Source organism: Lacisediminimonas profundi (assembly GCF_008831265.1).
GTDB classification, from domain to species: Bacteria; Pseudomonadota; Gammaproteobacteria; order Burkholderiales; family Burkholderiaceae_D; genus Lacisediminimonas; species Lacisediminimonas profundi.
This window is the reverse complement of sequence record NZ_VTTH01000004.1, coordinates 229,544-245,822: the sequence shown is the minus strand read 5'-3', so window position 1 is coordinate 245,822 and position 16,279 is coordinate 229,544. Positions and strand designations below refer to the sequence as shown.

Below are 16,279 nucleotides of genomic sequence, written 5' to 3'. Positions count from 1 at the left end.
AAGGAACGACGCCGTGATCGCAGTCATCGCAGTCATTCTCGCCTCTGTTGACGCAACGTTAGGGTCGCGTTGACCGAGTCGGGTTGACTTTGCGCAACAATGCTGGTCTCCACCACCAAAATTCCCGATGTCTTGCCTGCCTGGTCGAGCCAGCCAACCAGCGCGGCAAATGAAATGCCATTCAACTGGAGCCGGATGAATTCGCCGCCGACGCTGATGCTCTGCGCCTTCAGTCCCGCCCGCGCCAGGGCCGCCTCGACGCTATCGCGGGTAAGCGGCTCGGCCGACGCCGCTGCCGGCGCAGCCGGCGCCGTTCCCAGCTCAGTGGCCATGGCCTGCATCTGCATCACCTGCTGGCGCAGCGCCGGCAGGTTCTTGTCCAAGCGGGCACGTCCGCTGATGGCGGGCTCCAGCAGCAACAGGTAAACCAGGGCCAGTCCGATCGCCGACAGCACGAACAGGATCAGCATGCGATCGCGCGGATTTCGGCTTGACCAGTAGTCCTGGATTGGCTGGACCACGGCACCCAGGCGGCCGGCACTCATGTCGATGTTCATTTTTCGCTCCTGATCTGCCACACCTGCGCACCACCCTGGCCAGGCACAGCCGACACCGACAATGCGCGCGCCGACAAGGCATTGCGAACCTGTTCGATCGACGGCTTCGCATCTGGCTTGAACCGGACCAGCAGGCCGCGATCCTTGTAGTCGAGCGCGGCAAGCTGGCTGCCCGCACCGCCGGCGGCACCAGCGCTGCTGCTCCACGCATCGCCGAAGCCGGCCGCCAGCGCCAGGAAATCATCCGGCGCCGGCTGGCCGGCGCTGCGCTTTGCCGCCGCCAGCTTCTGTTTCATCTGGGCCACCGGATCGACCACCGGATCCTTCGGAAAAGCAGTCCGATAGATCTGGCTCATCATCGTGCGCAGCGAATCTGTTTCGCTGCGCAGGCGCCACCATTCGATGTTCAGGCCCAACACGTTCACCGCCAGCATGGCCCCGGCCAGCACCAGCGGCAGGCGCCATGCGCGCCAGTCGATGGCCGGCGCCGCCGCCATTCCCACTCCGGTCATCAGGTTGAGCCACTGGGCTGCGGCGGCACCGGCGATCCAGTGCTGCCAGTCGTCTTCAAGCAGTTCGATTCGTGGCGCTGCTGCATGTTCGGCGAGCGCCGCGCGGTAGGCGTCCAGGTCCGAGGGCGGCACATACAGGCGCACGCTCGCATGCGGCGCAACCGCGATCAGGGCTTCGATGACTTCCGGCGCGGCCGCAGCCGGCGGGTCAGGCAATATCGGCACGCCGATGCCCTCCTGCCCGGACAAGCGGATGGCGAGGTCGATATCCCCTTCGTACAGCGCCAGGCCGGCGCTGACAATGCCTTCCTCGTGCGGCAGGCACAGCTGCGCCGGCACGGCGGCGACATTGCGGGCTCCCGCCGCCAGCACACTGCGCGACAACAGGTCCAGCCAGGCACGCTGGATCACGCCGACGGTACGCACCCCGCCGCTTCCCGAGGCCACCAGCACGCACTCGGCGGGATCCGATATCAGCTGGTCTTCCACCAGGTTGGGCAGGGCCGCACGCAGCCTGGCGGCCGAGATCGGCGGCACCTGGACCTGCAGGATGCCGACATCGCTGGCGGCAAGGATCAGCACCACGCGCTGCGCGCGCGCCACTTCGGCCGACAGCGACGACAATGGCTCGACGCCGCTGGTCTCCACCCTGCCGTTGTCGGCCGCGACTGCATACGGGCAGGGCAGCCCGGTCCAGTGTCCGGCGTTCTCCGCCGCCGCCTTGGAAGGCATGCGTATGTAGAGCGTGCTCATGAAAGATGCCTCCCGTTCGTGTTCAGTGTTCCCGCACCCAGATCACATTGGTGCGCGGCCCGTTGCGCTCTATCAGCGCCTGCACGTCGAGCCCGGCACGCGCCATGCGCACCCGGCCGTTGACGAGGAAAAAATTGGTGGTCACCGACAACGCGCTCGGCTCGGCGCGCGCGCCGCTGGCCTGCAGCCGCCGGTTGAAATCGGCCACATCGCGAAAGCTTGCGGTCTGGCGCGCCGTGACGACGGCGGCGGCGTCGCCGGCTGCCAGGCCGGCCACCCTTGCGCTCAGGACTTCGGCCGGCGCCGTGTTGACGTTGACCGGCGTGGCGCGCGGCAGCACGACCACGAACGGTCGCAAGCGTTCGACAAATTCCGGCGTGAAGCCCGCCACGGCCAGCAGGTCATCGACCTGGGTCAGCGGCAGTTGCGACGAGCTTGCCGTCGGCTGTGCCACGCTTGCCGGCGGCACCGGCGCCGCCGCTTTCATCAGGTCGGCAGTCTTCTGCGCCAGGCCGGGATCGATGCGCTGGCTGACCAGCAGCCGGGAGAACGCCAGCACTTCGGCCGCATCCACCACGCCGTTGGGCGCCACGTTGGTGAGGTTGAAAAGGGACTGCGCGTCGACGATGCTGCCTGACAGCGCGGCATCGGAAGCATCGCTGTCGGCGCGGCCATTCTCGACATACTGGTCCAGCTTGGTTTCCGAAAGCGGCACCGCCCACGGTTCGTCCAGGCCATCCACTGTCGAGAATTTGGCGTCTTCACGCAGGATCAAGCGCGCCCAGTCCAGCGCGCCGCGCAATATCCATTGCTTCTGCAACTGCAGCCGCTGGTTTTCAATCGACCTGACCTGTACCTGCTGTTGCCAGAACAGGCTGGCAACGATGGTGATCGCCAGCGTCGTCAGCAACATCGCCGTAACCACCGCGACACCCTGTTGCCGCGCGCGCCGCATCACACGGCCCCCAGCAGGAAAATCTTTTGCATGGCCGTGCCGCGCCCGGCCAGGCGCAATGTCATCTCCAGGCCGGTGTACGCCGTGCGCGTCGCAGCGGCGCCGGTAGCCTGTGCAATCACCTGCGCCTTGCCGGAAACGGCCTGCGCGGGTTCGGCAATGCTGCCGCTGTCCTGCACGTCCGCCGCGCGCCAGCCCCGCTTGTCATCGGCCCAAAGCCGGAGCGCGATTGAAGCGACCCCTGGCTGCAGCGCGACCGCCGATCCCGCCCGACTCCCTGCCGGATCCGCTCCGGAACTGCCACCCGCGCCGCCGGTCATGGCGACCTGCATCTGGGCGTCGATTTCCAGCAGGTCGCGCGTGGCTGGCTGCTCGCGTCGCATCAGCACACCGCCGTTCACCTGGTAGGTGACCACCTGCACCCGCAGCGGCTGCGCCTCGGTCTGCACGGTCCGCACCAGCGACAGTCGCCCCTGATCGATGCGCAGCGGCTGCCGGTTCTGCAACAGCACTGAGGACGCGATCTGGGCGCAGTCGTTCTGCATTTGGGCGAATGAAAGCTGCAGGCCGCGGGTCTGCTCCAGTTCATCGGTCAGCGAGACCCGGGCGCGGATTATGGTGTCGAGGCCGCGCCAACCCATCACCGCGACCACTGCCAGCACGCTGATCGCGACCAGCAGCTCGACCAGGGTCATGCCGGAACGGGCGCATGGCCGCGCAATCCAGAACCGTTTGCAAGACTCAGAGCGCATTGGGCACCACCTGCGCGAGCTTGATGATGCGCCGCCCCGCATCACGCGTGTCGGACACGCTGACCTCGACCCGGCGAAACGACGGATTCGGCGTTGCGTACACATTTTCCTCGCACTGCAAGGGCAGCTCGCCCTGCGGACATTCGAAGCTGCGCTGCCCCAACGCGGGCCACTCGCGCGCCAGCCGGATCTGCGTCAGGCGATTCTCGGCTGACCAGGTCGCCATCATCGATGCGCGCAGGTCGGCGCTGTTGGTCGTCAGGCTGCCGACCGCTCGCAGGCTGGCTCCCAGCGCGGTGCCGACGATGAACAGCGCCACCAGCACCTCAAGCAGCGTGAACCCGGCCTGGCATCGATTCATCATGGCCTTACTCGACTGTGAAATGGCCAATGCCATCGGCACGGATTGACACCGACACCTGCGCGCTTGCCAGCGTCAGCACAAAGGGCTTGTCAACCGGCTCGCGGCCGAACACGATGCGCATCGGATTCGACTCGCCGACCGAAGCCGGAACGATCGACAGCGAGACAGGCGGCCGCTTGAAGCTGCGCGCATGCAGCAACTCGTCACCTTCCAGCCCCAGCCATTTGTTTTCCTCGCGCAGCAGGAAGCGATAGCCGTCCCCCCCCGACTCGAATGCAATTGGACGATTGCGCACGATCGCTTCGTCGCGCGCCAGTTGCATCAGCAGCGCGATCCGTTGTGCTTCGTTGTGCAACTGCTGCCGTTCATCCGGCAGTGCGTTGAAAGCGATGAAGCCCATGGTGATGCCGACGATCACCAGGACGACCAGCAACTCGAGCAGCGTGAAGCCCCTCGCGCGCCGCAATGCGGGCCATGTCGTCAGATATCCCACGACCCGATGTCGGCGTCGTTGCCACTGCCGCCAGGCTGCCCATCCGCGCCGAGCGAGAAAACGTCAATCTCACCTTTGACGCCGGGAGAAAGGAACTGGTAGGGGTTTCCCCAAGGATCTTTCGGCAGCTTGTCGACGTAGCCGCCGACCTTCCAGCCAGGTGCCGGAGGGCCGCTCTGCGGCCGGACAACCAGGGCCTGCAATCCCTGCTCCGTGGTTGGATAGCGCTGGTTGTCCAGCTTGTAAAGCTTGAGCGCCTGCATCAGGGTCGAAATATCCTGGCGCGCCGCCGTAATGCGGGCGTCGTCAGCGCGCCCCATCAGCTTGGGCACGACCAGGGCCGCGAGTATGCCCATGATCACCACCACGACCATGATCTCGATCAGGGTGAAGCCGCGGTTGCAGCGGGCAACGGCCGATGGGCCAGCGGGCGAAATGTGTACTGGTGCGATGCGCATGAGCTTGGTCACCAATGGTAAAAAGTAGATGAGTGATACTCAGTATAGATTTCGTATTTTTCGCCTCAAGCATTGTTAGCTTGACCGGCAGCAACAAGCCGGTCGGAGGCCAAAATGCCCGGCATTCGCGCAACGACATCGCGCTGACACCGACATACCCATGATCAACGATTGACTATCTGGCCTCTTGGATGGGATCAATTGTCAGCTTGAGGGATAGCAACAAGTTGGTCGGAATCAAGAAGGGTTAGATTCCGCACTATTTGGAAAGTGCCGGCTCGGGGGCAAACATTTTGCTGGCCAACAAAATGTCTCGTTGCCTGCGGGAGGCCAGCAAATGTCAGCGTGGCCGAGAGCAAGGAATTCGCCGCGAGGGAATTCCTTGGCCGCCGTTGGCCGCCCGTCACGGCCACAACCGGAAATAACAGTCATGGCAGTGACGGGCACAACGGATGTCAGGACTATCAGCTGCCGATGCGGCCGCCGTCATTCTTGGTGATGACGATCGTCGCCGAGCGCGGACGGCCGGTGGCGCCGCCCGCACCATACCCGGCACTGGCAGGCCAGTGGCTCAGGTACTTGGTGGGATCGGTAACATTGGCTTTGCTGATGGTCTCGCCCGGATGCTGGATGTTGACGAACATCGTCTTGCCATCCGGCGTTTCGGCAAGGCCGGTGATCTCGCAGTCGACCGGACCGACCAGGAAACGTTTCAGCGTGCTGGCAGTGGCCGCCTTGCCAACTGGCGTGCTGACATTGACCACGCTGTTATCGAGCTTGGTGTACGAAATGGTTTTCGTGCTGCCATCGCCGATCGCGCCCGGGATCGCGGCGAGCATCATGCAGTTCGTCGTGTCCCCGTAGTAGGCATCGTCCGTCTGAATCCAGCACAGTCCGGTTGCGCTGGAGAATACCAGTCCGTCCGGGCTGGAGAAGTCCTGGTCGCCGGTGAGCGAGGAAAGGTTGACGCGAGCCGGATCTGCATCCGATTGCGCACCGAACAAATAGATGTCCCACCGGAAAGTGGTCGCAGCATGATTGCCGGCCGTCTCGGCAACGCGAATGATGTGGCCATTCACGTTACCGGAATTCGACGTTGAGGGGTTGGACAGGGTAGCCGTACGAGGATCGGTATAGGCGCGCGGGTTTGCGGCGTCCAGACCATACTGGCCGGCGACCGGTTCCAGCCTGCGGTTGAGGTTGTTCGTAAGCGTGTAATAGATCTCGCCCGTGACTGGATGGACGCCGCACCATTCCGGCCGGTCCATTTTCGTCGCCCCGACCGCATCCGCCGCGATCCGTGCGTTCACCACGACATCAGCCTGGTCGGCGAATATGTAGGTCGGGTAGGCCGCGATCGCTGCGTTGGCGATGTTCAATTCGATCCACTCACCGCTGCCGTCAGCGTTGAACTTCGCGACATACAATTTGCCGCTGTCGAGATACTTGTCGCCGACTGCGATGCGGTTGGCGGCGCTGGCATCAGCGGCATCCCAGTTCGCCGTCGACACGTACTTGTAAATGTATTCGCCCTGGGAATCGTCACCCATGTAGAGCGCGACCGGTTTGCCGGCGCCAAGCAAGCCGAAGGCAGCGCTCTCATGCGCGAACCGGCCCATCGCGGTGCGTTTCTTGATCAGCGCCGTCTTGTCATACGGGTCGATTTCGACGATGTAGCCGAATCCGTTCAGTTCATTGCGGTAGTCATCGGTGCCATCGAGAGAGGCGCCGAGCTTGCTGATGTTGAAGCGCAGGTAAGGCTCGGTGTTCGCTGCGGTTTCCCAACCATGCCGGCCTGCCGCGCCCTGGTTGCGCCCATAGCGCTTGAGCGAGGTCACGCTCTTGTCGTTGGCGCGAGCCAGGTCGTCGGCCGCGCCGCGCGCGAAATAGCCGGCCCAGTTTTCCTCGCCGGTCAGCAGCGTGCCCCAAGGGGTGCGGCCAGTGCCGCAATTGTTGATGGTGCCGCGGGTTGCAGTTCCCGCAGGCGAATGGATGGTTTTCATCAGTGCGTTGCCACGCGCCACGCCCGAAATCTCGATCGGGGTCAGGGGTGTGATGCGACGGTTGAATGCAGAGCTTTGCACTGTCGCAAAAGCGCCATTGGCTTTCTTGACCTCGACGATCGACACGCCGTGCGCAGCAATTTCCTTGTCCGCCTCGCCGATCGGCCGCGGGTTTGCGGTAGCGCCGTTGGCATGCAGGAATTGCTGCGTGATTGCTTCGTGGTTCATTGCCAGCAGGGCGCGATCGGAACTGTTGTCATCGCGTACGCCCGCTGCAGACAATCCGAAATACTCCATGCCGTCGGCATGATCACCAGCACGGTTTTCGAAGCTGGTGTCGGTACCATCGTTCCGGTAGGCCGGCGTAGCACCCGTAAGTGGATCGCCCAGCGCGTACAGGACGGTCGCGGTATATCCTGTCGGAATCACGACCGAGTCGGCCAGGCTTTTGGCGACCGCAGTAAAACCAAGCAGCGTTTCGGATTTGACGTTCCCGGCCTGCTGTGTGGCGACTGCGGTAGTGCCGCCGCAAGCGGACAAGCCAAGCGATCCGAACATCGCGCCCATCGCCGATGCCACGCCACCACGCAACACGTTGCGGCGCGAAAGACGCGCCTGCAGGACGCTATCGAATGTCGGGTTGCCCGAATTGTTGTTGCCAATATCGTCCGGGTCGGCGAGATGTTCCTGACGGGTCAGGTCGTTCATGTGGTGCCCCTTTTTCCAGGTGAAGAATCGGGGCCGATGTTACGAATGGAGAGTTACCGAATCGTGACCACAGCGTGACAATTCCGGATGCATGGCGAGCTGGCATGAGCGAGCGCAGTCGCCGATATACTGAACTGTGCTATTTCTCCATGCGTGGCCGTGCCGGCCGCCACGATCTGAAAGGAGCAGTCATGTCATTACCGCATGCCTCATCGGGCGACCTGGTCGATGTCCGCCCGCTTGACGAAAGATTGAAGGGCGCCATTTCGACCGCTGTGCTGCGCACCGATCGGCTTGAAGTGATGCGGATCGTGCTGCATGCCGGGAAATCAATGCCCGAGCACCAGGTGCCCGGCGAATTGACAATCCAGTGCATCGAGGGCGTGGTCGACTTGCACGCCCATGGAAAGGTGACGTCGATGCAAATGGATGAACTGGTGTACCTGGGGCCGGCCGTGCCGCATGCGCTGGTCGCGGTGGAAGATGCGTCGTTGCTGGTCACAGTGCTTCGCAACCAGCAGTAGGAGCAAGGCCTGGGGAGCAAACCCCGGGGAGCCCGGCCGCAAGGGTTCAGGCAGATTCGTTGCGTGGATCGCGTGACAGCAGGCTGGCCACGGTGTCGCGCGGCGACTGGCCGTCGAAAAGAATGGCGGCAACCGCATTCGTCACCGGCATGTCGACGCCGCGTTCAGCGGCCAGGTCGCGTACGGCCCGCGCACAGCGCACGCCTTCGGCCACATGCCCGAGTTCGGCAACGATGGCCGACAAGGGCTTGCCTTGTGCAAGCCCAAGGCCGACCCGGCGGTTGCGCGACAGGTCACCGGTACAGGTGAGTATCAGGTCGCCCATGCCAGTCAGGCCGTTGAAGGTTTCCGGCCGTCCGCCCAAGGCGACGCCCAGGCGCGTGATCTCGACCAGTCCGCGGGTGATCAGCGCCGCCCGCGCGTTCAAACCCAAACCCATGCCGTCAACGATGCCGGTGGCGATCGCCAGGATGTTCTTGACGGCACCCCCGACTTCGACGCCGATCAGGTCGTCGGTGGCATAGACGCGGATCGCGCCGCCATGGACGGCGGCCACCACGAGTCTCGCCAGTTCGGGGTCGGCGCTGGCGACGGTCAACGCGCATGGCAGGCCTTGCGCCACTTCCTGGGCGAACGAGGGACCGGACAGCGCGCCGACCGGTATCCGGCTGCCGAGGACTTCGCGCACGACCTGGTGCGGCAGCAGCCGGGTGCCTTCCTCGAAACCCTTGCACAGCCAGACCAGGTTGGCGATGCCGCACTCTTTCAGTTGCGTCACCAGCGGGCGCAAGCCGGCCACCGAGGTCGCCGCGATCAGCAAGCCATTGTCGGCCGCCTGCGCCAGCGCGAACTGCAAATCGGATGTGACGGCGAGATTGGCGGGCAGGATCGCGCCCGGCAGGTAGGATTTGTTTTCACGGGTCGCGGCCAGCGAGTCGATCGCCGCCTTGTCGCGCCCCCACAGGGTGACCTGGCGCCGCGGCGCCAGCGCTATCGCCAGCGCCGTGCCCCACGCTCCGGCGCCAAGAATGACGACTGCCGGCGCACTGGCAGGCACCGCTGCCGGAGCGGCTTCTTCACTCGCTGCCTCACTCGCGGTCTCACTCATCACTCACCCCAGACCTCGGATGCCTTGACATAGCCGGTCTGTCCATCGGCATGACGCACGCGTATCCAGGCCGCGTTGCGCGGTTCTACTATTTCCAGCAACACATTGCGCTCGGCGCTGAAGACCAGCGGCGAGCCTTCGTCGGCAGCGGCGTGCACGCGGGCAGTGCCAACGTTGACGACAACATTGCGCTTGTTCACGACTGCTTTCGCCGGCAGCCACGACAGCTCGCCGGAAGCATCGCGCACCTTGATCCATTCGCCATAGGTAAGGACAACTTCGACCGGCATGCCGCGTGGCGCGATCGCCAGCTTGCGTCCCTTGTCGGAGGGCGCGTCATGCAGCACCACCGGTGCCGTGCCGACCGAACGAAAGTCCGCGGCCCGTGCCAGCCCCAATCCTGACGCAAGCAGCATCGCCCCAAGCAGCAACTGGCGGCCGGCTTTCATCTGCAATCTCAGTGCTGGGCCTGCGAACCGTCAGGCATGACGATGCCGGAGCTCGCCTGTTGCTGCTGCTCGGCCAGCGCAGCCTGGCGCTGCTGGTAGAACATTTCGAAGTTGATTTCCGACAGATGGACCGGCGGGAATCCGGCACGGGTCACCATGTCGGCGATATTGGCGCGCAGGTACGGATAGATGATGTTGGGGCAGCCAATGCCCAACAGCGGGTCGAGTTGGTCTTCCGGAATGTTACGGACCTCGAAAATTCCGGCCTGCTTGCCTTCGACCAGGAAGGCAACCTTCTCACCCACCTTGGCAGTGACGGTGATGGTCACGGTGGACTCGTAGATGCCTTCGGCCAGCGCCTCGGCGCCGACGTCGACTGCCACTTCCATCGCCGGCGGCTCCTGCTCGAGGAAAATCCCGGGCGAGTTGGGCTGCTCGAGCGACATGTCCTTCAGGTAGACGCGCTGGATCTGGAATACGGGTTGATTTTGATCGGACATGGCTTGCTTTCTGTGAATGTAGGGGAGGCAGCGGCCGGGTTCGCGTCCGCCGCACAGGTGAAATGCTAGGCGCCCTGCAGCAGGCTGTCGAGCCTGCCCTCGCGGTTGAGCGCGGAAAGGTCGTCGAACCCGCCTACGTGGGTCTCGCCGATATAGATTTGCGGCACCGTGCGGCGACCGGTTTTCTGCATCATTTCGGCGCGCTGGACAGGGTCGAGGTCAATCCGGACCTTTTCGATGTCGTCGACACCTTTTTCATTGAGCAGCCGCTCCGCCATCTGGCAGTAGGGGCAGACACCGGTGCTATACATCAGGACACGAGGACGAGTGGACATGGCGTTACTTCCTTACTTCGTTGTCGGCAAGCCTTGTGCCTGCCATGCGGCGATGCCGCCGTTGAGACTGAAGGCCTCGGCAAAACCCGCCTTCTTCAGTTGGGCGCAGGCGCGTGACGACGTCACGCCGGTCGCGCAGGTGACGATCAACGACTTCGTCTTGAACTTTTCAAGTTCGCCGATGCGCTTGCCCAGTTCCTTGAGCGGAATGTTGCGGGCGTCACGCAGGTGGCCGGCGGCGAAATCCTTGGGATCGCGCACATCGATCACCACGGCCTTGCCGGCGTTGATCAGTTGGGTTGCCTGCAGCGTGGAGACTTTGCTGCCGCGTGCGGCCAGGCTGGGCCAGAGCAGCGCGCCGCCGGAGAGCAGTGCGCAAAGAATCAGCCAGATATTGTCAATGAGAAATTTCACAAGGAAGAGTTGGGTTGGAGAAAACGCGATCATTATAAAATAGATGTCTCAAGTCCTCCCTCTACATCTTCCCGGACCCCATTCATCCATGTACAAAATCGTTTTGATGCGCCACGGCGAATCTACCTGGAACCTCGCCAACCGCTTCACCGGCTGGACCGACGTCGACCTGACGGAGAAAGGCGCGAATGAAGCGCTGCAGGCCGGAAAACTGCTGAAAGAAGCCGGTTTCACCTTCGACCTCTGCTATACCTCGGTGCTGAAGCGGGCGATCCGCACCCTCTGGCTGACGCTGGACGAGATGGACCTGATGTGGCTGCCGGTGGAGCACAGCTGGCGGCTCAATGAGCGCCACTACGGCGCCCTTCAGGGGCTGGACAAGGCCGAGACCGCGGCAAAATACGGCGACCAGCAGGTGCTGATATGGCGCCGCAGCTACGACATTCCGCCGGAACCGCTCGACCCGGCCGATCCGCGCACTTCATATGACGATCCGCGCTACGCCAGCCTGAAGCGGGAAGAAGTGCCCCTGACCGAATGCCTGAAAGACACCGTCGCACGCGTCATGCCGATCTGGAACGACTCGATCGCACCTGCCATCCGCGCCGGCCGCCAGATCCTGATTTCGGCGCACGGCAACAGCCTGCGGGCACTGATCAAGTCGCTCGACAAGCTGTCGGACCAGGAAATCGTCGGCCTCAACATCCCCAACGGTCAGCCGCTGGTGTACGAACTCGACGCCGACCTCAATCCGATCAGGAGCTACTACCTGGGCGACCCGGCTGCGATCGAAGCGGCCATGAAGGCCGTGGCCAGCCAGGGGAAGGCGAAATAGCCACCCCCGCAACCAGCTCCACGGCCCCCCGCCGCGGCCCCAGTGCCGCGGCGTCCATGCTCCCGGCATTGCTGGCTTTCGCGCTCTCACTGGTACTGCTGGCCGGCGCGTGGCAACCGGCACAAGCGGCGCCCAGCGAGCGCCAGCGCCAGAAGCAAGCAGCCGAACAGGAGCGCGCGGCATTGCGCGGCAAGCTGTCCGGCCTGCGGCGCGAAATCGATCGCACCGAGTCGGCCCGCAGCCATGCGTCGGACGCGCTCGCCGCTTCCGAGCGCGCGATCTCCGACGCCAATCGCGCACTGGCAGAACTGGCGCAGGAACAGCGCGAAACCGCCACCCGCGTCGAAGAATTGCAGCAGCAGCACCGGACGCTGGAAAAACATATCGCCCAACGCAAGCTGCAACTGACCCGGCTGGCACGCGACCAGTACCTCGCCGGCGGCAGCGACAGGACCAGGCTGCTGCTCTCGGGGGACAACCCCAACCGCATCAACCGCGACCTGCAATACCTTGGCTACGTGTCGAAGGCGCAGGCCACGCTGATCGCAAAACTTCAGGTCGACCTGGCCTCCATCGAAACCAACACCGAGCAAACCCGCGCTGCACAGCAGGAACTCGACGAAATCGCCACTGACCAGCGCCAGCAAAGAGCGGTGCTGGAGAAAGAAAAGTCGAAACGCTCAATATTGCTCGCACAACTTTCGAATAAGCTGAACGTACAGCGCAAGGAAGCGGGAAGCCTGCAACGCGACGAACAGCGGATGGCCCTGCTGGTGGACCGGCTATCGCAACTGCTCGAGGAGCAACGGCGCGCCGAACTGGCAAAGGCGCAGCAACGCCAGGAAGCGGAACGGCGCAAGGAGGCAGAGCGGGCCCGCAAGCTGGCACAGAAGCGGCAACCGAAAGAAGTCTTCCGGGCAGATCCGATCGACAACGATGAAAGACCGGCACAGCCGGCAGTGCGCGACCAGCCCTCGGGCAAGCAAGCGGCCGACGCGCCGCCCGCGGCAGCGGATATGGCGGCCCTGCGTGGCCAGTTGCGGCTGCCGGTCAAAGGCGAAGTGGTGGCGCGCTTCGGCAGCCGCCGCGGCGAAGGCAGCAGCTGGAAGGGGTTTTTCATTCGCGCCCAGGAAGGTGCGGAGGTCCGGGCGCTGGCCGCCGGGCGCGTGGCATATGCCGAATGGCTGCGGGGTTTTGGCAACCTGATCATTGTCGACCATGGAAACCAGTACCTGAGCATTTATGGCAACAACCAGGCCGTGCTCAAGCGGCCGGGAGACATTGTGAAGGCCGGAGATGTCATTGCAAATGCAGGGAATAGCGGCGGCAACGAATATTCAGGTTTATACTTTGAGCTGCGTTACAAGGGCCGCGCCATCGATCCCCAGCAATGGATGGCAACCCGATAATGACTTTCCGACCAGTCCTTGCGGGCGGCATATGCACTGCACCTTGCCCCCGCGGTATTGAAAAGACGGCCGTCGGGCCGATCTTGCATGGGAGCGGGCGCAGCAAGCCGCGGGGAAGGGCGATTACCACATACGCATGGCGGCCAGATCCTGAATTCGCCATGCTTCCCCATCAGTAGTCGAATCGCCCGCCGGTCACTGCCGGCGGAGGCAACCATCGCAGGTGAGAAATGAGCAGCAAACTCAAGAACGTCAGTCTGATCACCCTTGGCATCCTGGCCGGCGTGGCCGGGTCGATGCAATTCGACGCCCTCGCCCAACGCAGCGCCGGTACGCCGCTGCCAGTCGACGAGCTGCGCCAGTTGGCGGACGTGTTCGGCCTGATCAAGACCGACTATGTCGAATCGGTGGAAGACAAGAAGCTGCTGACCGAAGCGATCTCCGGCATGGTCGCGTCGCTCGACCCCCATTCCGCTTACCTGGACAAGAAGGCATTCAAGGAATTGCGTGAAGGCACGCAGGGCAAGTTCGTTGGCCTGGGCATCGAAGTCGGCATGGAGGATGGCTACGTCAAGGTCATCTCGCCGATCGAGGATTCGCCGGCCTACAAGGCCGGGCTCAAGGCCGGCGACCTGATCACCCGGCTGGACAATACGCCAGTCAAAGGCATGACGCTGGACGAGGCCGTCAAGCGCATGCGCGGCGAACCGAATACCAGGATCACGCTGACGGTGGCCCGCAAGGACGAGGACAAGCCGCTGCTCATCAGCATCGTGCGCCAGGAGATCCGCGTACAGAGCGTCAAATCCAAGATGGTGGAGCCAGGCTTTGCCTGGGTGCGCGTGTCGCAGTTCCAGGAGCCGACGGTTGAGGACCTGGTGAAGAAGCTGACCGCGATCTACGCGCAGGACCCCGGCCTGAAGGGACTGGTGCTGGACCTGCGCAATGATCCAGGCGGCGTGCTGCCGGGCGCGATCGGCGTGTCGGCCGCATTCCTGCCCCGGGATGTGCCCATCGTCTCCACCAATGGCCAGTTGCCGGATTCGAAGGCGACCTTCTACGCCCGCCGCGAGTTTTACGCCACCCGCTCCAGTAGCGGCGACCCGTTGAACAAGCTGCCCGAGGCTTTCAAGAAAGTAAAAATGGTCGTGCTGGTGAATTCCGGCTCGGCTTCGGCCTCGGAGATCGTCGCCGGTGCGCTGCAGGATTACAAGCGTGCGACCATCATGGGCACCCAGACTTTCGGCAAGGGTTCGGTGCAGACCATACGGCAACTATCGACCGACACCGCGGTCAAGCTGACCACGGCCCGCTATTACACGCCGAACGGGCGCTCGATCCAGGCCCGCGGCATCGTGCCGGACATGATGGTGGATGAAACCCCGGAGGGCGACGGCCTGAACAGCCTGCGCCTGCGCGAATCCGACCTGCAGAAGCACCTGTCCAACGACAAGGACAAGGAAGCCGAAGGCCGCGCCCGCGTCGACGAACTGGAAGAGCAGCAACGGATCGCGGCACTGGAGAAACGGCGCAAGCCGCTGGAATTCGGCGGCAAGGACGACTTCCAGCTGGCACAGGCGGTGAACCACCTGAAAGGCTTGCCGGTGCAACTGTCCAAGACCAAGGTGGTCGAAAGCAAGAAAGAGCCGACCATCAACACCAAGGACGAGAAAAAACCGGCCGACCGGAAATAATCCTGCCAGACAGCACCAAGGCCGCCCCGGGGCGGCCTTTTTCATGTCAGGCCCCCATCCTCCAATCCAAGCCCGCATGCTTTGCGGATATTCTCCAGCCGATCATGAATGACCAACAGCTACTGCGCTATTCGCGCCACATCCTGCTCGACGAGATCGGCATCGAAGGCCAGGAACGACTGCTTGCATCGAAGGTTCTGGTGATCGGCGCTGGCGGCCTCGGCTCGCCAGCCGCCTTCTACCTGGCCTCGGCCGGCATCGGCAAGATCACGCTGGTGGACAACGACATCGTCGACCTGACCAACCTGCAGCGGCAGATCCTGCATACCAGCGATCGCATCGGCCAGCCCAAGGCGGCATCCGGACAGCTGACGATGCAGGCGCTCAATCCGGGGATCGAGGTGGTGGCGCTGCAGGAGCGGGTCGAGGGAGCGCGGCTACAAGAACTGGTGGCGCAGTCAGATGTGGTGCTGGACTGCAGCGACAATTTCACGACCCGGCATGCCGTCAACCGCGCCTGCGTGGCCGCCGGCGTGCCGCTGGTTTCTGGTGCGGCGGTGCGGATGGACGGCCAGATATCGGTGTTTGATTCGCGCAGCCCGGACGCGCCCTGCTATGCCTGCCTGTTCCCGCCGGACCAGCAGTTCGAGGAAGTGCAGTGCGCCACCATGGGCGTGTTCGCGCCGCTGGTCGGCATCATCGGCACCATGCAGGCAGCGGAAACGCTGAAACTGATCGCCGGCGTCGGCGAGTCGCTCGCCGGCCGCTTGCTGCTGCTGGACGCGCGCAACATGGAATGGACCAGCATCCGGGTCAAGCGCAACCAGGATTGCCTGGTTTGCGGGCACTGAGGCGACCGAACGGCCGGACATCACACCAGCAGCATCGCAATCTGCGCCTGCGCGCCTTCGGTCGGACGCTGACGGAAGCCGGTCTTGGCGAAGCGATGCCAGCGGCCCAGCACCAGGCTGGTGATCATGCCGGCGCGAGCCGCCGCCTCGGCTTCGCTGGCTTGTCCCTGGGTGGCGGCCAGCTTGAGCGACTGGCGTAGCGCCAGTTCAATGCGTTCGACGAACTGGTTCATGCGCGCCTGCAGCCGCTCGTCCTCGTTGACCAGCGCATCGCCGATGATCACGCGGGTCATGCCCGGGTTGCGCTCGGCGAAATTAAGCAGCATGCCGGTGATGGCCTGTGCCTGCGACAAGCCGCTTTCCTGTTGTCCGGTGATCTGGTTGATCAGCCCGAACACGGTTGATTCGATGAATTCGATCAGCCCCTCGAACATCTGCGCCTTGCTGGCGAAATGCCGGTACAGCGCAGCCTCGGACACGTCGAGCCGGGCTGCCAGCGCGGCCGTGGTGATCTTTTCACCCTTGGGTTGCTCCAGCATGGTGGCCAGCGTCTGGAGAATCTGCAGTTTTCGTTCGCCCGGTTTTGTGGTTGCCATGCTGCGCTT

General features: G+C 63.7%; 19 protein-coding genes. 5 read left to right on the top strand and 14 right to left on the bottom strand.

Translation table 11 applies throughout. From position 1 onward, the window contains the following. Window positions 1–32 precede the first annotated feature (32 nt). From gspM to FVE66_RS13460, 8 genes are all read right to left on the bottom strand, one after another. Complete coding sequence (gene gspM / locus FVE66_RS13495) at window positions 33–557, bottom strand: type II secretion system protein GspM (RefSeq protein WP_151447971.1); 525 nt, start codon at window positions 555–557, stop codon at window positions 33–35. Further along, window positions 554–1,822, bottom strand: a complete 1,269-nt coding sequence (gene gspL, locus FVE66_RS13490) for a type II secretion system protein GspL (protein ID WP_241673210.1) — start codon at window positions 1,820–1,822, stop codon at window positions 554–556. The genes gspM and gspL overlap by 4 nt, the downstream gene beginning before the upstream one ends. A 22-nt stretch (window positions 1,823–1,844) precedes the next feature. Next, a complete protein-coding gene (gene gspK, locus FVE66_RS13485) occupies window positions 1,845–2,777 on the bottom strand; it encodes a type II secretion system minor pseudopilin GspK (RefSeq protein WP_151447970.1) in 933 nt (310 codons plus the stop codon). Further along, on the bottom strand, window positions 2,777–3,529 hold the full coding sequence (locus FVE66_RS13480) for a PulJ/GspJ family protein (protein WP_166454481.1): 753 nt from the start codon (window positions 3,527–3,529) through the stop codon (window positions 2,777–2,779). The genes gspK and FVE66_RS13480 overlap by 1 nt, the downstream gene beginning before the upstream one ends. After that, window positions 3,519–3,893: a type II secretion system minor pseudopilin GspI gene (gene gspI / locus FVE66_RS13475; RefSeq protein ID WP_421829789.1), complete on the bottom strand. Its 375-nt coding sequence runs from the start codon at window positions 3,891–3,893 to the stop codon at window positions 3,519–3,521. Before gspI ends, FVE66_RS13480 begins: the two co-directional genes overlap by 11 nt. Before the next feature lie 4 nt (window positions 3,894–3,897). Beyond that, complete coding sequence (locus tag FVE66_RS13470) at window positions 3,898–4,377, bottom strand: GspH/FimT family protein (protein ID WP_421829876.1); 480 nt, start codon at window positions 4,375–4,377, stop codon at window positions 3,898–3,900. Continuing rightward, window positions 4,374–4,844 (bottom strand): type II secretion system major pseudopilin GspG, encoded by a 471-nt coding sequence (gene gspG, locus FVE66_RS13465; RefSeq protein WP_151447968.1) that lies wholly within the window; start codon window positions 4,842–4,844, stop codon window positions 4,374–4,376. Before gspG ends, FVE66_RS13470 begins: the two co-directional genes overlap by 4 nt. Before the next feature lie 464 nt (window positions 4,845–5,308). Next, a complete protein-coding gene (locus tag FVE66_RS13460; RefSeq protein ID WP_151447967.1) occupies window positions 5,309–7,555 on the bottom strand; it encodes a PhoX family protein in 2,247 nt (748 codons plus the stop codon). Window positions 7,556–7,746: 191 nt separating this feature from the next. On the opposite strand from FVE66_RS13460, the gene FVE66_RS13455 reads away from it, so the two are divergent. After that, a complete protein-coding gene (locus tag FVE66_RS13455) occupies window positions 7,747–8,079 on the top strand; it encodes a cupin domain-containing protein (protein WP_151447966.1) in 333 nt (110 codons plus the stop codon). A 46-nt stretch (window positions 8,080–8,125) separates the two neighbouring features. Here FVE66_RS13455 and FVE66_RS13450 read toward each other — a convergent pair whose 3' ends face one another. From FVE66_RS13450 to FVE66_RS13430, 5 genes are all read right to left on the bottom strand, one after another. Then, on the bottom strand, window positions 8,126–9,187 hold the full coding sequence (locus tag FVE66_RS13450) for an NAD(P)H-dependent glycerol-3-phosphate dehydrogenase (protein ID WP_151447965.1): 1,062 nt from the start codon (window positions 9,185–9,187) through the stop codon (window positions 8,126–8,128). After that, on the bottom strand, window positions 9,187–9,636 hold the full coding sequence (locus tag FVE66_RS13445; protein WP_151447964.1) for an SH3 domain-containing protein: 450 nt from the start codon (window positions 9,634–9,636) through the stop codon (window positions 9,187–9,189). The genes FVE66_RS13450 and FVE66_RS13445 overlap by 1 nt, the downstream gene beginning before the upstream one ends. An 8-nt stretch (window positions 9,637–9,644) precedes the next feature. Further along, entirely contained in the window at window positions 9,645–10,136 is a 492-nt protein-coding gene (gene secB / locus FVE66_RS13440) for a protein-export chaperone SecB (RefSeq protein WP_151447963.1), read from the bottom strand. A 65-nt stretch (window positions 10,137–10,201) separates the two neighbouring features. Next, window positions 10,202–10,471 carry a glutaredoxin 3 gene (gene grxC / locus FVE66_RS13435; RefSeq protein ID WP_151447962.1) on the bottom strand — a complete coding sequence of 90 codons (270 nt, stop codon included), beginning with the start codon at window positions 10,469–10,471 and terminating at the stop codon, window positions 10,202–10,204. 12 nt (window positions 10,472–10,483) lie between these two features. Next, window positions 10,484–10,885 carry a rhodanese-like domain-containing protein gene (locus FVE66_RS13430; RefSeq protein WP_151447961.1) on the bottom strand — a complete coding sequence of 134 codons (402 nt, stop codon included), beginning with the start codon at window positions 10,883–10,885 and terminating at the stop codon, window positions 10,484–10,486. Window positions 10,886–10,973: 88 nt separating this feature from the next. Here FVE66_RS13430 and gpmA point away from each other — a divergent pair, with 88 nt between their 5' ends. From gpmA to FVE66_RS13410, 4 genes are all read left to right on the top strand, one after another. Further along, window positions 10,974–11,720, top strand: coding sequence for a 2,3-diphosphoglycerate-dependent phosphoglycerate mutase (gene gpmA / locus FVE66_RS13425; protein WP_151447960.1), 747 nt, complete (start codon window positions 10,974–10,976; stop codon window positions 11,718–11,720). 56 nt (window positions 11,721–11,776) lie between these two features. Next, the gene (locus FVE66_RS13420; protein WP_151447959.1) at window positions 11,777–13,129 is read left to right on the top strand and encodes a murein hydrolase activator EnvC family protein; all 1,353 of its coding nucleotides are present in this window, start codon (window positions 11,777–11,779) and stop codon (window positions 13,127–13,129) included. A 230-nt stretch (window positions 13,130–13,359) separates the two neighbouring features. After that, on the top strand, window positions 13,360–14,823 hold the full coding sequence (locus tag FVE66_RS13415; RefSeq protein WP_151447958.1) for a S41 family peptidase: 1,464 nt from the start codon (window positions 13,360–13,362) through the stop codon (window positions 14,821–14,823). Between the two features lie 104 nt (window positions 14,824–14,927). Further along, window positions 14,928–15,674: a HesA/MoeB/ThiF family protein gene (locus tag FVE66_RS13410; RefSeq protein WP_151447957.1), complete on the top strand. Its 747-nt coding sequence runs from the start codon at window positions 14,928–14,930 to the stop codon at window positions 15,672–15,674. Window positions 15,675–15,694: 20 nt separating this feature from the next. Here FVE66_RS13410 and slmA read toward each other — a convergent pair whose 3' ends face one another. After that, window positions 15,695–16,270 (bottom strand): nucleoid occlusion factor SlmA, encoded by a 576-nt coding sequence (gene slmA, locus FVE66_RS13405; RefSeq protein WP_151447956.1) that lies wholly within the window; start codon window positions 16,268–16,270, stop codon window positions 15,695–15,697. Window positions 16,271–16,279: the final 9 nt, after the last annotated feature.